Source organism: Dialister sp., assembly GCF_051885895.1.
In the GTDB taxonomy this organism is placed as follows: Bacteria; Bacillota; Negativicutes; order Veillonellales; family Dialisteraceae; genus Dialister.
Genome location: NZ_JBJEXP010000010.1, coordinates 1,239 through 14,576 on the forward strand (window position 1 = coordinate 1,239; position 13,338 = coordinate 14,576).

Below are 13,338 nucleotides of genomic sequence, written 5' to 3' on the forward strand. Positions count from 1 at the left end.
AAAAAAGTCGATATCATACTTTATGTGAAAAAGCCACTCCATAATCCTCACTCCTTCCCCGCCTCATGCTTTTCATTCTCATTATACACCTGTACCCGGTATAAAAGGGATACCCTTATGATGAAAAAATTGGAGCAGGAAAGGACAGGGCTGCGGATAAGGCAGGAAATCATCAGGAGCAGGCTGAAGAAGCACCGATGATGCTGAAATCCACAGGCATTCCGCCCTCCGGTCATGGAACCGGTTTCTTCAAAATTCCCACGAAAAAAGCCTCCGGAAACCGGAGGCTTTTCTTAATTCTATTATTCCCATTCAATGGTGCTCGGCGGCTTGGAGGTGATATCGTACACAACTCTGTTGACCCCTGCCACTTCGTTGCAGATGCGGCGGCTCATTTCGTCCAGCACTTCCCAGGGGAAGCGGAAATAATCGGCGGTCATGCCGTCAGAAGAGGTAACGGCGCGGATGCCTACGGTATAATCATAGGTTCTTTCATCACCCTGTACGCCTACAGAGCGAATGGCTGCCGGCAGGATGGCAAAGGACTGCCAGATATCATTGTAGAGACCGTGCTGTTTAATCACATCTCTTACAATGAAATCAGCCCGGCGGAGAATATCCAATCTTTCCGGTGTAATTTCACCGATAATGCGGATAGCAAGACCGGGACCGGGGAACGGCTGACGGTTGACCACTTCTTCCGGAAGGCCCAGCTGACGGCCCAGTTCGCGGACTTCATCCTTGAAAAGTTCACGCAGCGGTTCGATAAGCTGGAACTTCATATCCTTCGGCAGTCCGCCTACGTTATGATGGGATTTGATGGTCGATGCAGTAGCGGTACCGGATTCTACAACGTCCGGATACAGAGTGCCCTGCACCAAGAATTTCACATCTTCCAGCTTATTCGCTTCTTCCTGGAAGGTATGAATAAACTCAGCGCCAATGGTTTTGCGCTTCTTTTCCGGTTCTGTCACACCCTTCAGGAGAGACATGAAGTGCTTGGATGCATCAATATGAACAAGCTTCATATTGAATTTATTTTTAAATGTATCCACTACCTGTTCTGCTTCGCCGAGACGAAGGAATCCATGGTCTACGAAAACACAGGTAAGCTGGTCGCCGATGGCTTTATGTACCAGCACTGCTGCTACGGAAGAATCCACGCCGCCGGACAGTGCACAGATAACATTGTGCCTGCCCACCTTTTCACGAATGTTTTCAACGGCAATATCAATGTAGTTGCCCATGGACCAGCCGCCTTCGCATTCACAGATTTTGAAGAGGAAATTCTTCAGCATGGTGGTGCCTTCCGGAGTATGAACCACTTCCGGATGGAACTGGACTCCGAAGAAACGGCGTGCTTCATCGGCCATGGCTGCCGTCGGCGTCAGATCTGTATGTCCTGTCAGGCCAAATCCGGCAGGCATATCAGTTACTGCATCACCGTGGCTCATCCATACAGCGGTCTTTTCGGAAACGCCTTCAAAGAGAGCAGAGCTGCCGTTCCTGTAGAATTCCGTATGACCGTATTCATGTTTAGCCGGCTTTGACACTTCGCCGCCCAGCTCCTTGGCCATCAGCTGCATGCCATAGCAGATTCCCAGAATAGGAATGCCTGCCTTGAACACGTCCGGATCCACCTGGGGTGCATTTTCTGCATTCACGCTGGACGGACCGCCGGAGAAAATAATGCCCTTCGGGTTCTGGGCAAGGATTTCCCGAGCGCTCTTGTTGTATGGCAGAATTTCGCAGTATACGCCGCATTCACGGACACGCCGTGCAATCAGCTGGGCATACTGTCCGCCAAAGTCAACAATCATAACAATTTCCTGATGTTTCATCTGTTTCCTCCTGTGGAGACAATATCAGTAACGTAAACAATGTATTCCTTATTATATCATATCTGAGATTATTCAGCTTCAAACAGAGGCAGCGGTGCCAGATAGATAATATCCTTCCGCTTGGCTGCATCCCCTTCTGCCAGGATAGCCGCTTCTCCGATGACGTGGGCGCCTGCCTTTTCCGCCAGCTGTTTCATTGCTTTCATGGAGCCGCCGGTACTGATGACATCATCAACCAGGAGCACATTCCTTCCCTTCAGCAGATCCACATCTGTATCCATAAGGTAAAGGCGCTGTTTCCCTGCAGTGGTAATCGATTCATCTTCCACCCAGATAGGATTTTCCATGTAAGCCTTCACCGATTTTCTGGCCACAATGTAGCGTTTCATTCCCAGAACACTTGCCAGTTCATGAGCCAGGGGGATTCCCTTGGTTTCAGCCGTCATGAGGATATCCGTATCCTTCGGCACCCGGGCCGCCAGTTCTCGGGAGCAGTTTTCAACGATTTCCGTATCCCCCAGAATGACAAATCCTGCAATTGCCATTTTATCGGAAATATTCAGAATCGGAAGCTGTCTTGTACATCCTGCCACATGAAGTTCGTAATGTCTTTTTGCCATCATACACCTCTGCAATAAAAATAGAAATAAAGTCTGGTCCTCTATGCATCCATGGATTATGTAATATCTACCTGAGCCGGAGGCGTGGATGTGATTTCCACCTTCGGTGCTTCCGTAATCGTGACCATCACGCTGCCGGAATCCGGCTTCCCTGCCTGTACATTTCCCTTTTTCTTCACCGATGGCTGCTCCGCCGGTGCCTGTACGGCCATGAGCGGAATCGCATCGGCCGGAGCTGTCTTTCCCAGCTGATCTTTCTTTGCTGCCAGCAGCCGTCCGATTTCATCGGACAGTCTGTCCCGCATAGTGTCGTCTCCCATGGCCTGCCGGATGTAGTATACCACCAGGGAAGCAGGATCGTCTGTATCGGAAGGAATTTCCCTCCACCTGCCATCCTTTCCCAGGGCCCAGGCCTTTCCGTCCACGCTGTATCTCACATGAATCAGATCCTCCGTAAAAGCTTTGGATGATTTGACATCCATCGTCTTTACCTTCGCCTGCAAGCCATCCTCAAATACGTCTTCAATTTCCAGGGAAGCCAGGTCCAGAAACAGCCCTGATGCCCCGTCATTATATATACCGCCGGTATTCTGAATCATGGGGAACATTTTATCCCCGTTCAGATAGTAAGGCTCATAAGCCTCAGCCATTCCTCCCCAGGAAAAAGCCAGAGAGACTCCCAAAACCAATGCCCATTTTTGAAAGCTCTTCAACTGTATCATCTCCTGTCTGATTACTTAGGGAAGCTGTGATGAAATACCTTTATTATTGTACACTAAAAAGAGGGCATTGAGTACCGATTTTAACAGAAAGTTTTCTCTCTTTTCCGGAGAACAGGGACCTGGTAAAAGCATCCTGCAGAGGAAATCCGGCTTTCTGTCTCAGGAATGATAAAAGACTGTAACAGGATGACTTGTCCTGTTACAGTCTTTTTATTTTGAAATGTAGGGATTTCCCTTCAGCAGGAAGCGCCAGGGAAAGTCTTTGCCGTAGAAAGCATAGTCAATATTTTTTCTTCTGGTGGTTTCTATGGGAAAAGGACCTTCTTCCCTGTTTTCCAGATACAGGGTGCTTCCGGTCAGATCCATGCCATAAAAGGACATATCTATCCCCATGGCCTGTGTCAGCCGCCCGGGGCCGGAGGTAAGAAGTTTTTCCTTCTGCTGGTGCCGTCTTGCTTTCATCAGCTCCAGCCCTTCCAGCGGTTCCAGGGCCCGGATCAGAACGGATCCGGATTCCCCCTCATGTCCGCAGACAATATTCATACAGGTATACATCCCATAGATAAGATATACATAGAGAAAGCCGCCGTCTCCAAAAATAATGCGGGTTCTGGGCGTCAGTCCCTTAAATACATGGGCACCGTCATCAGGATGACCATGCCAGGTCTCCCCATAGGCTTCGCATTCCACGATACGGCCTGCCGTCACGCCTTCCGGCGAATGGTGCACAAGCACAGCACCGATCAGTTTTCTGGCAGTAGTGACAGCATCATTCCGAAAATCTTCTCTTTTCCACTTCATTTCACATCGACCTGCATGCCCATATCCAGCCCTTTGGGCGGATCGGTAACAACCCGGTCTCCGTCAGCCAGTCCGTCCATAATGAGCACATAACCGCCGGTATCACTGGCAATAGATACGGATTTGATATCCACCAGATTATCATCATTGACTACAGCCACCGTATCATCGCCAATGACTGCAGATTTAGGAATCATATAGCAGGATACGTTCTGCCCGCTTTCAATCCGTATGCTGTACTCGTTTCCTATGGTAATTTCATCATCAGGATTATCCACCTGTACTTTATAGGTGGTGAATTTATCGCCGTTTTCGTTGGGCTGCTGCTTCAGTTCGCCGTACCAGACTTCTGAACCGTCGCTCATAGTCACTGTAAGGGTTTTATCATCCTTAGCCTTTTCCATCACATTATCCAGCTTGGACGGTATCTGCACGGAAGCGGTAACCGGAGAGTCCTGCCTGATAACCAGTGCCGGCTTTCCAGCCATGGCCAGATGGGTGTCACCGATATAAACCTGGGAAACCACCCCACTGATAGGAGCGCGCACTGTACAGTTTGCAATGGTCTTTTCCAATGTCTGGAGAGAAGCTACCAGCTGGGCCGGTGCCTGGGCAGGCTCTGCGGCAGGTGCAGCCTGCACGGTTCCTCCTCCTTTTCTCCCTTTGATCCTGTCATATTCTGCCCTGGTAATAATGCCCTGTTTCAGGAGTGATGCCTCCAGACTGTCATCTACGGCTGGAGCCGTATAGGTATAGGAAGGCGTCTGTGCCTGGGAAGCAGCGGCAATCTGGCTTCTGAGGGAAGCCGCCTGCGATTCATACTGGGAAGAATCGATTTTGAACAATTCATCTCCTGCCTGTACCACAGTGCCCACATCCGGTGGATTGGAAATCAGATTTCCCGATACCTGGGGAATTACCGGTGCTGTATGCAGAGCCTCCGGCACCGACTTTGTCTCCAGGGTAAAAGGTTCCCTGCTGGGTTCTGCTTTCATTACGTGTACCGTGGGGCGGCTGCCGCAGCCGGAGAGAAGCATGGCTGCCGACAGGCACAGGGCCGCTGCACAGGCCATCCATTTATTCATATACATGCCTTCTTTTCTGTCATTCTGATATCATCAGCTATTCTTTCAGCCAGTTCATCCAACAGGCCGTCATCGGCAGGCGCAGAAGAAATGTGTACCGGTTCGCCCAGGATACGGCACTTCTTCCAGGCGGCTGCCTTTTCTTTCATCAGCTTTCCACTTACATTAGGTGCCCAGCTGCTGTTTCCTATAATGGCCACCGTTCTGTTCTGCACATCCATTTCATGGCAGAGATCCATGAATGAATTCATCACCGGGTTCAGCCCCATGTTCATCGTCACGGCTGCCAGCACCATATGGCTCCGGCAGAGCACTTCCGGAAAGGCTTCCGTAATGGATTCATTGCAGAGATCCACAATTTTCAGGTGTTTAATGCCCTTCGCCGCCAGCCTGCCGGCCAGAATCTGGGCTGCCATGGCTGTATTTCCGTAGGGGGAAGCGAAGAAAATGGAAACAGATTCTTCCTCCGGTTCCCAGGATGCCCATTTTTTATAAAGCGCTGTCAGCCGTTCCATGTCTTCCTTCCTGCGGAAAACAGGACCGTGAAGGGAGCAGAGATACTGTACGTCCAGTTTTTCTACTTTCTTCAGAGCCATCAGCACCTGCATGCCGTAGCGGGCTACGATATTGGCATAATATTTGCGGGCATCCCTGAGGTATTCTTCCTCATAGTTCACATCATCTGCAAAGACGGAACCGTTCAGTACACCGAATGTACCGAAAGCATCTGCGGAAAAGAGCACCTTCTCCTTTTCTTCATAGGTAAAGGTCACCTCCGGCCAGTGGACCATGGGCGCCTTGATGAAACGAAGCTGATGATGTCCCAGGGAAATTTCCAGTTTCTCGTCGGATGTGACAAAACGATCCGCCAGAGAAATATGGAAGTACTGGCCGATCATTTTCTGAGCCTGGGGAGAAGCAATGATTTTAGCCTCTTTGCAGGCTTCCGCCAACGCCAGCAGGGAACCGCTGTGATCAGGCTCCATATGATTGATAATAATATAGTCCAGCTTTCTTCCATGAAGAAGATGGGCCACATTATCCATAAATACATCGCGGATCACCGAGTCCACAGTATCAATCACCGCTGTTTTCTCATCATCTATAAAGTAGCTGTTATAAGAAACGCCCCGGGAAATAGGAATCAGATTTTCAAACCGGGAAGAAACGAAATCATTGCCGCCAATCCAATAGATATGGTCTGTTATCTGTTGTTCATTATGCATTGCCAAAGCCCCTTGTCAAAGAAATGAAAGAATCGGAACACACTGCCCCTTCATGAAATCAAAGGGTTCATGAAGGGCTTTTCCATGATAGAAACTGACTTTTTCGCTTTTTAAGTATACCACGAATGGAAGAGAGCTGCACTGCGGGAATCCGCAGGTTTTCCGCAGACCCATGAAATCAGTTCCAGATTTCTGTTTTCCGGATGCCCTCCTGCATGAGGCCTCATCTTTCCCCGTTTAACTTCCGTTAAAAAACTGTTTATGTATAATTTACTACATAGTACCTTGTACTGCATAGTACCGTGTGATATATTACATGCAGAGGGAAAAAGAAGAACCGGCTCGACTGACCTGCTGTCCAACAGCTTGGTCATTCCGTAACAAGAGCCCCCTTCATTCTCCAAAGCACATTTCCTGATGACATCTGTGCCTTACTTATATATATTTTTCAAATTAAAGGAGTGATTTCTATGACAAAAAATGAATTTATGAAAGAACTTCGTACCTATCTGATTTATGAGCAGGCTTCCCTGCGAAATGAAATTCTCTCTGATTATGAAACCTATTTTGCCATGGCTGCCGCAGCGGGAGTCAGGGAAGAGGACGTAGTCAGAAGTCTGGATACGCCTTCCCACATTGCTTCGCTTATCTACGGAAAAGAAATTCATCGCCCTGCTTCCGGAATTTCCATCCGAACCGTTACATCTTCCCTGATGCCATGGGTACGCAGAACCGGAGAAAAAATGATTTCTCTGATGCCCTCTGTTTTTTCATTCATAAGAGGTGCCGCTTCTCTTCTGTTCCGCTGGTCCGGCGTTCTGGCCGCTCTCCTTGTATTGACAGCAGCTGCCGCTGTCCTGTATTTTACCGCCAGCGGATTCCAGCTTCTTCCATCCATTTCACCCATTCCCGTCATGAGCCCGTTAAGCCTTCTGACCTTTTCCATTTCCGGCATATGTTTTTCTCTGTTCTTTCTTTATGCCGGACAGCATCTCAGCCGTTTAACCCGGACTTCCGTCCATTTTCCTGTTTTGACCGAAAAGGAGGACTGAATCATGAATAAAATGATAACCACTTTTCTTCTGGGCACTGCCAGCGCCCTTCTCTTTACCGCTTCCTTCCTCACGTCCGATGCTGCCGGATATATGGACTGGGCCAGAGAATCAGCCCCTGCCATTCATGAAGAAATGAAATCCTTCAAATCCAGCCTGCCTTTCCACAGCTTTAAAGAGGAAAACGAAAATCACCGGTATAAAAAGGACCATCAGGAATGGAAACAGAAGGACCATAAAGAGAAAAAAGCCTGGAATGGTGAAAGAAAAGGGAATACCCACGAAGAGAGAGAAGAACGGAATTCCTGAAACGACAGTCCGAAAACGGCAGCCGGCACCCGCCTTTTCTCTTTGATTTTCCCGGAAAGGAGATCCTTTATGAATACTTTTATGAATCTGCAGGCCGCATTCCTCCTTTTCCTGCAGGATGAGGTGCGAACTCCTTTTCTCACGGTGTTCCTGGAATTCATGACAGACCTGGGCAATGGCGGATTTATCTGGATCCTTTCCTCCCTTCTTCTGCTCCTGTCTCCAAAGACAAGAAAACTGGGTATCTGCGCCCTGATTTCCCTTCTTCTCTCCCTTGGATTCACCAATATACTCCTTAAAAATCTGTTTCAGGAACCGCGGCCCTTTGTGACATATCCGGAAATCCTTCCCCTGGTCACCCATGTATCTTCTGCATCCTTCGCCTTTCCTTCCGGCCATGCCTCTGCATCCTTTGCCGCTGCCCTGCTGTTTTACCGATTCCTTCCCCGTCCCTGGGGTATCCTTTCCCTTGCTGCCGCCTTTCTCATTGCCTTTTCCCGTCTTTATCTGGGTGTTCATTACCCCATGGATATCCTGGTCGGTGCTGCGGCCGGCGCCCTGTCTGCCTTTCTGGCTCCTCGAATCCTCCGCCGTCTGTGGAAAACCCATTGATTTCTTTCCGGCTATTTTGTAAAATGGATTGACTGGATCACGAGATAAAACTATTCCTCCTGCTCTATATAGCTATGAATTATTTTCCCCGTGAAGTTCTCATAAGACCTTAAATTACACAAGAAAGGCATGGCATAATGGATACCCTAATGAATCTACAAGCTGCATTTTTGCTTTACCTGCAGGAAAACCTTCGTACACCACTTCTTACCATGATTTTTAAATTCATGACAAGTTTAGGCAATACAGGATTTATCTGGATTTTTACATCCTTCTTCCTGCTTTTCAAAAAAAAGACAAGATCCATCGGAATCTGCGCTCTGGTATCTATTCTCCTTTCCTTTCTTTTCACCAGTCTCATCCTGAAAAATATCTTCCAGGAGGCTCGCCCTTTTGTGTCCTATCCTAAAATCATTCCTCTTGACTCCCATGTTTCCTCCACATCCTTCGCCTTCCCCTCTGGCCATACCTCTGATGCTTTTGCGGCGGCTCTCCTGTTTTACAAACACTTTCCCCGCCCCTGGAGTATCCTTTCCCTTACTGCCGCCTTTCTCATTGCCTTTTCCCGCCTTTACCTGGGTGTTCATTACCCCATGGATATCCTGGTCGGTGCTGCGGCCGGCGCCCTGTCTGCCTTTCTGGCTCCTCGAATCCTCCGCCGTCTGTGGAAAACCCATTGATTTCTTTCCGGCTGTTTGGGAAATGGATTGCCCGGATCACGGGATAAATATATTTTCTACTCTATGCTGCCATCAAAATAATTTTTCCCAATCAAAAAGCAGTGAAATCAATTCTGATTTCACTGCTTTTTGAACAGCTCCAACTGCCTCAGCGTTTTTCCAGAATGCCAAGAATCCTTCCTGTTACCAGGGTCAGAAACAGGTAAATCACCGCCGTGGTAATAAAGGTTTCCCATACCCGGTAATACTGGGCATTGGCTGCATTGGCCCAATACATAAGCTCCGGTGTGGCGATGACAGAAGCCAGGGAGGAATCTTTGATCAGGCTGACAAAGGAATTGCCAAGGGCAGGAATCACGGAACGGATAGCCTGGGGAAGGATGACGTAGCGCATGCTCTGGAAATGGGAAAGTCCAAGGGCACTGGCTGCTTCCATCTGTCCGGGATCCGTTGCCATGATGCCGCCGCGGATTGTTTCTGCAATATAAGCTCCGGCATTAATGGAAAGGGCAATCACCGCTGCCAGCACGCCGTCCGGCTTCCTCATAATCAGCGGAATCACGCCGAAGTACGTAATCAGGATCTGGAGCAGAAGAGGCGTCCCTCGTATACTTTCAATAAAGCAGGCTGCCGGGATGGACAGGAACTTTCTGGAGGAAATACGGGCCAGTGCCAGAAAAAGTCCGATGAAAAAGCCCGCCGCAATGGCAATCAGAGAAAGCTTGACTGTCAGGAATGCACCGGATACGAAGAAAGGTGCATACTCTTCCAAGATGGATATATGTAAGTCAAACATCTTCATCCCTCCTATTTCCCTAAAGACTCAAGCATGGTTTTATCCACTTCCGTATGGAACCATTTTTGATACAGTTTGGCATAGGTGCCGTCACTGATCATGGACGAAAGCGCCTTGTCCAGTTTTTTCTGCAGTTCCTCTCCCCGGTCCTTCGGATAGAGAATGCCGAAATATTCCGGCGTAAAGGCTGTGTCATCATACACGATTTTCAAATGCTGGTCCGGATACTGGGCCTGGATGGCCTTGACCGAAGTTTCATCTCCCACCAGCGCATCCACCTGTCCGCCGATCAGCATCTGGACAGACATGGGCGTTTTCCGGATGGCCGGATTGTTTTTACCCATCAGCTTTTCCAGTGCTTCCTGGCCGGTGGAGCCATTCTGTACTGCTATGGTCTTTCCATCCATCAGGTCCCGGGCGCTGGAAATGGTTTCATCTTCCCGGATAAGGATAGCCTGCCTGGAAACGAAGTACGGTTTGGAGAAAAGATAAGTTGCCTTCCGGTCGTCAGTAATGGTGACGCCGGAAATAGCGGCATCTGCCTGGCCTGTGCGGATCTGTTCAAAAATCGCTTCCCAGCCTGCATCGGAAATATCCGGTGTCAGTCCGGCCCTTTTGGATGCTTCCTGTATGAGATCAATATCAAATCCCGTAATCTGTCCGTCTTTCAGATATTCAAAAGGATTCCAGTTGGCATGGGTGACGACATGAATATGTCCATCGGCCAAAGACGCTGCCTTCGGTTCTTCCTTTCCGCAGCCCGTTAAAAGCAGACACCCTGCTGCCAATAAAGCTGCCCCCGCTGCTATCCATCGTTTCATAGTACTGATTCTTTCCCTTCTTTATAAATCTATGGAATGACCATTCAAATTTTCATATCTATTATACCCCTCAAAAAGTTATAATACAAGTTGTTCGCTAAAATAATATTTGTCAGATGTGATATTCTTTGTATGATATTTATTTTCACTATCCTCTTCTCATCCGGAAATTCCTGTCATCAGGCCCGCTGCCAATCCGCTTTTTAAGACACAAAAAAAGCCTCCTGCAGAAGCAGTGAGGCTTTTTTATATGATGCATGGGTCCCTATGGGATATATGCCCTGGTGGCATGGCCTACCACGGATAGATGAATATCGGTAAGAAGAGCCATGCGGATAGGAAGAACACTTCTTGTTTCTTCGTAAATATCCACTTCCGACTCTTTGATTTTCTGCATAAGGAGAGAAAACTTCTCTTCCATTTCCGTAAGAAGTTCCAGCAGCTCTTCTGCCTTCTTCATGTTTCTCTGGAGAGAAGCATGATAGACAGAAGCGGAAACCGGAACGGCTTTTCTTCCAAGGATGAATGCTGCCGCTTTGGCAAAGGAAAAGACCGGTTTTCCCGCCAGCTCTCTTTCCACGTAAAGAAGGCGGAGCACCATGAGAAGTGCCGAGCAGCCTACGCCGAAATCGAGACCAAGCCAGAAGGAATCAGCTCCCAGATTCGTATGGGCATCCAGGAAAAGGCTCATGGGGAAGCAGCCGCCCCAGTAGGCCAACACCATAAGGATAAAGGAAATCCTCGTATCCTTAAGTCCCCGGAGAATTCCCTGGATAGGCGTGGAAACAGCATCGAATATCTGCCATCCGGCACTGTAAATAAGGAACTGTCCTGCAATAAGAGCAACTGCTGCATCATCCGTATAGACTGATCCGATGGAACTGCGGAACAGTACCGTGAAGGATGAAGTAAGCAGGGCGCCGGTCATAGCCACGATGAATCCGGCTTTCTTATACCGGCGTGCTTTATCCATATCCCCCGCTCCCACAGCCGTGGCAATGAGAATGGTAAGAGCCATGGAACAGGACACGGGAAGCATATATACCAGACTGGCAAAGTTATCAGCAATCTGATAAGCTGCCAGCGCATCTGTACCATACCGGGACAGGAATACAATAATCAGACTGAACAGGCTCATTTCCATAAAAATGGAAAGGCCGCTGGGTACGCCTACCACCAGATATTCCTTCATATCTGCCCGGCGGAGGCTCATGCTCGAAAAGATCCGTTTTCCTTTCAGTTCCGGAGACTTCAGCACGGTGAGAAGGAACAGGCACAGGAGCACGCCGTAGGTCAGCATGGTGGAAAGACCGGCTCCGATACCGCCTAAAGCCGGCATACCACCATGTCCATAAATGAAAAGATAATTCAATACTCCATTCACCGGCGGTGCCATGAGGAAAAGCTTCATGGAAATAGAAGTGGATCCTGCCGTATCCGTCAGGCAGCGGAGGGGAATAATGAAAGCGATAAAAAATACCACGCCTACCATGGTTAAAAGATACCAGCGGGCAATGTGTTCCACTGCCGGTTCGAGAGAAAGGGATGCCATGAGGTCATCGATAAAGAAGACATAGCCCAGAGTAAAGAGGGTCCACACCGTAAGTCCGATCACCATGCCGCTTCTCACGATAAAGGGCAGGGAATCTTTTTCTTTCTTTCCTATCATCTGCGCCATCAGCGGGGTACCGGCCATCAGGAGGCCGATAAAGGAAGCCAGGAGGGGATAAAACAGCCCTGCTCCCACTGATACGCCGGCCAGATCGTCTGCACCGGCATGTCCCGCCATGGTTGTATTAATAAACGTCACTCCTGCTGTGGATACCTGCGCTACCAGAATAGGTATCATCACAGACAAAAGCTTCTGTATATCCTTTTTCACGAAAAACATTTAAATGCACTCTCCAAAAATTTCATCAAAAAAGACGCCGCGTGGCGTCTTCCAATGAAAATTCTGTAAGAGTATGCCTTTTTCAGGGAACACTGAAAAAAGCCTTCAGATTGAAAGTTTCATGGCTGCTTTGCCGCGCAGGGTTTCCCCCGCGCGTTTCAGCTGGCGGAGAAAACCGGGCATCCCGTGACAGATGCCCCGTCATTCAGTTGTACAAAGGAATCCTTGCGCCCGAAAGGCTTATGGGCGTAAAGATCCCATCCTCCTGCCCCGATGAAACCTTTGAAGAAGGAGGCAAAAGGAGAAAGAATGCGCTTGAAATTGAAGTTTACCCGGGATGGTACCAGAAGATTGGCTCCTTCTACATAGAAGAAAGCCATCGCAAAAAGCAGATACATGCTTCCGTACATTTCCAGATCCATCAGTTCGCTGATTTCCATTTTGTCCTCCTTTCTTACTGATTACAGATAATTTTTACGCTCTCTGCTTGAAATGAAAAAGCCTATGATATAATGAATGCATATATCAAATGTAAGTGCTTCCAATTTCCTGCAGCTTTCAAGCGTGAAATTTTTGAAATGTTTTATTGGTATTTTTAATACCCACTTATAGTATACTACTATACCAAGAAAAAGGCAAATATTTCGATATCCACCCATTTTCGAAATCAGGTGACAATATGAAATTAAACTTCACTTCTCTGGAATATTTCCGGAAAGCCGCAGAAATGGAGCATTTAACCAAAGCTGCGGAGGCCCTTCACATTGCCCAGCCTGCCCTGTCCCGTACCATTCGTGGACTGGAAGAGGAATTGAATGTCACTCTTTTTGAACGTCAGGGCCGGAATATTCATCTCACCAGAGACGGACACATCCTGCTCAA

At 48.4% G+C, this 13,338-nt stretch carries 15 protein-coding genes; 5 read left to right on the forward strand and 10 right to left on the reverse strand.

The annotated features are described in order from the left end of the window. Positions 1–302 precede the first annotated feature (302 nt). From guaA to ACI4N7_RS00615, 6 genes are all read right to left on the reverse strand, one after another. Entirely contained in the window at positions 303–1,841 is a 1,539-nt protein-coding gene (gene guaA, locus ACI4N7_RS00590) for a glutamine-hydrolyzing GMP synthase (RefSeq protein ID WP_439731426.1), read from the reverse strand. Positions 1,842–1,909: 68 nt separating this feature from the next. Beyond that, positions 1,910–2,461 carry a phosphoribosyltransferase family protein gene (locus ACI4N7_RS00595; protein WP_439731443.1) on the reverse strand — a complete coding sequence of 184 codons (552 nt, stop codon included), beginning with the start codon at positions 2,459–2,461 and terminating at the stop codon, positions 1,910–1,912. 56 nt (positions 2,462–2,517) lie between these two features. Continuing rightward, complete coding sequence (locus ACI4N7_RS00600; RefSeq protein WP_439731427.1) at positions 2,518–3,174, reverse strand: hypothetical protein; 657 nt, start codon at positions 3,172–3,174, stop codon at positions 2,518–2,520. A 219-nt stretch (positions 3,175–3,393) separates the two neighbouring features. After that, positions 3,394–3,984: a DNA-3-methyladenine glycosylase gene (locus tag ACI4N7_RS00605; RefSeq protein ID WP_439731428.1), complete on the reverse strand. Its 591-nt coding sequence runs from the start codon at positions 3,982–3,984 to the stop codon at positions 3,394–3,396. Then, positions 3,981–5,069 carry an efflux RND transporter periplasmic adaptor subunit gene (locus ACI4N7_RS00610; protein ID WP_439731429.1) on the reverse strand — a complete coding sequence of 363 codons (1,089 nt, stop codon included), beginning with the start codon at positions 5,067–5,069 and terminating at the stop codon, positions 3,981–3,983. The genes ACI4N7_RS00605 and ACI4N7_RS00610 overlap by 4 nt, the downstream gene beginning before the upstream one ends. After that, positions 5,066–6,295 carry an FprA family A-type flavoprotein gene (locus ACI4N7_RS00615; protein ID WP_439731430.1) on the reverse strand — a complete coding sequence of 410 codons (1,230 nt, stop codon included), beginning with the start codon at positions 6,293–6,295 and terminating at the stop codon, positions 5,066–5,068. The genes ACI4N7_RS00610 and ACI4N7_RS00615 overlap by 4 nt, the downstream gene beginning before the upstream one ends. 470 nt (positions 6,296–6,765) lie before the next feature. Here ACI4N7_RS00615 and ACI4N7_RS00620 point away from each other — a divergent pair, with 470 nt between their 5' ends. The 4 genes from ACI4N7_RS00620 (at position 6,766) to ACI4N7_RS00635 (ending at position 8,948) form a co-directional block, all read left to right on the forward strand. Next, positions 6,766–7,347, forward strand: coding sequence for a DUF1700 domain-containing protein (locus tag ACI4N7_RS00620; protein WP_439731431.1), 582 nt, complete (start codon positions 6,766–6,768; stop codon positions 7,345–7,347). Between the two features lie 3 nt (positions 7,348–7,350). Beyond that, a complete protein-coding gene (locus tag ACI4N7_RS00625; RefSeq protein ID WP_439731432.1) occupies positions 7,351–7,656 on the forward strand; it encodes a hypothetical protein in 306 nt (101 codons plus the stop codon). 69 nt (positions 7,657–7,725) lie between these two features. Continuing rightward, on the forward strand, positions 7,726–8,268 hold the full coding sequence (locus ACI4N7_RS00630; protein WP_439731433.1) for a phosphatase PAP2 family protein: 543 nt from the start codon (positions 7,726–7,728) through the stop codon (positions 8,266–8,268). A gap of 149 nt (positions 8,269–8,417) precedes the next feature. Beyond that, entirely contained in the window at positions 8,418–8,948 is a 531-nt protein-coding gene (locus tag ACI4N7_RS00635; protein ID WP_439731434.1) for a phosphatase PAP2 family protein, read from the forward strand. Positions 8,949–9,096: 148 nt separating this feature from the next. On the opposite strand, the gene ACI4N7_RS00640 is transcribed toward ACI4N7_RS00635, so the two are convergent. The 4 genes from ACI4N7_RS00640 to ACI4N7_RS00655 form a co-directional block, all read right to left on the reverse strand. After that, positions 9,097–9,744: an amino acid ABC transporter permease gene (locus ACI4N7_RS00640; protein WP_439731435.1), complete on the reverse strand. Its 648-nt coding sequence runs from the start codon at positions 9,742–9,744 to the stop codon at positions 9,097–9,099. An 11-nt stretch (positions 9,745–9,755) separates the two neighbouring features. Then, positions 9,756–10,565, reverse strand: a complete 810-nt coding sequence (locus tag ACI4N7_RS00645; protein WP_439731436.1) for a basic amino acid ABC transporter substrate-binding protein — start codon at positions 10,563–10,565, stop codon at positions 9,756–9,758. Positions 10,566–10,830: 265 nt separating this feature from the next. Then, positions 10,831–12,414 carry an MATE family efflux transporter gene (locus ACI4N7_RS00650; protein ID WP_439731437.1) on the reverse strand — a complete coding sequence of 528 codons (1,584 nt, stop codon included), beginning with the start codon at positions 12,412–12,414 and terminating at the stop codon, positions 10,831–10,833. Between the two features lie 200 nt (positions 12,415–12,614). Further along, positions 12,615–12,896 (reverse strand): hypothetical protein, encoded by a 282-nt coding sequence (locus ACI4N7_RS00655; protein ID WP_439731438.1) that lies wholly within the window; start codon positions 12,894–12,896, stop codon positions 12,615–12,617. A gap of 239 nt (positions 12,897–13,135) precedes the next feature. Between ACI4N7_RS00655 and ACI4N7_RS00660 the strand changes: the two genes are divergently transcribed. Beyond that, on the forward strand, positions 13,136–13,338 hold a 203-nt coding region (locus ACI4N7_RS00660; RefSeq protein ID WP_439731439.1), incomplete at its 3' end, for a LysR family transcriptional regulator.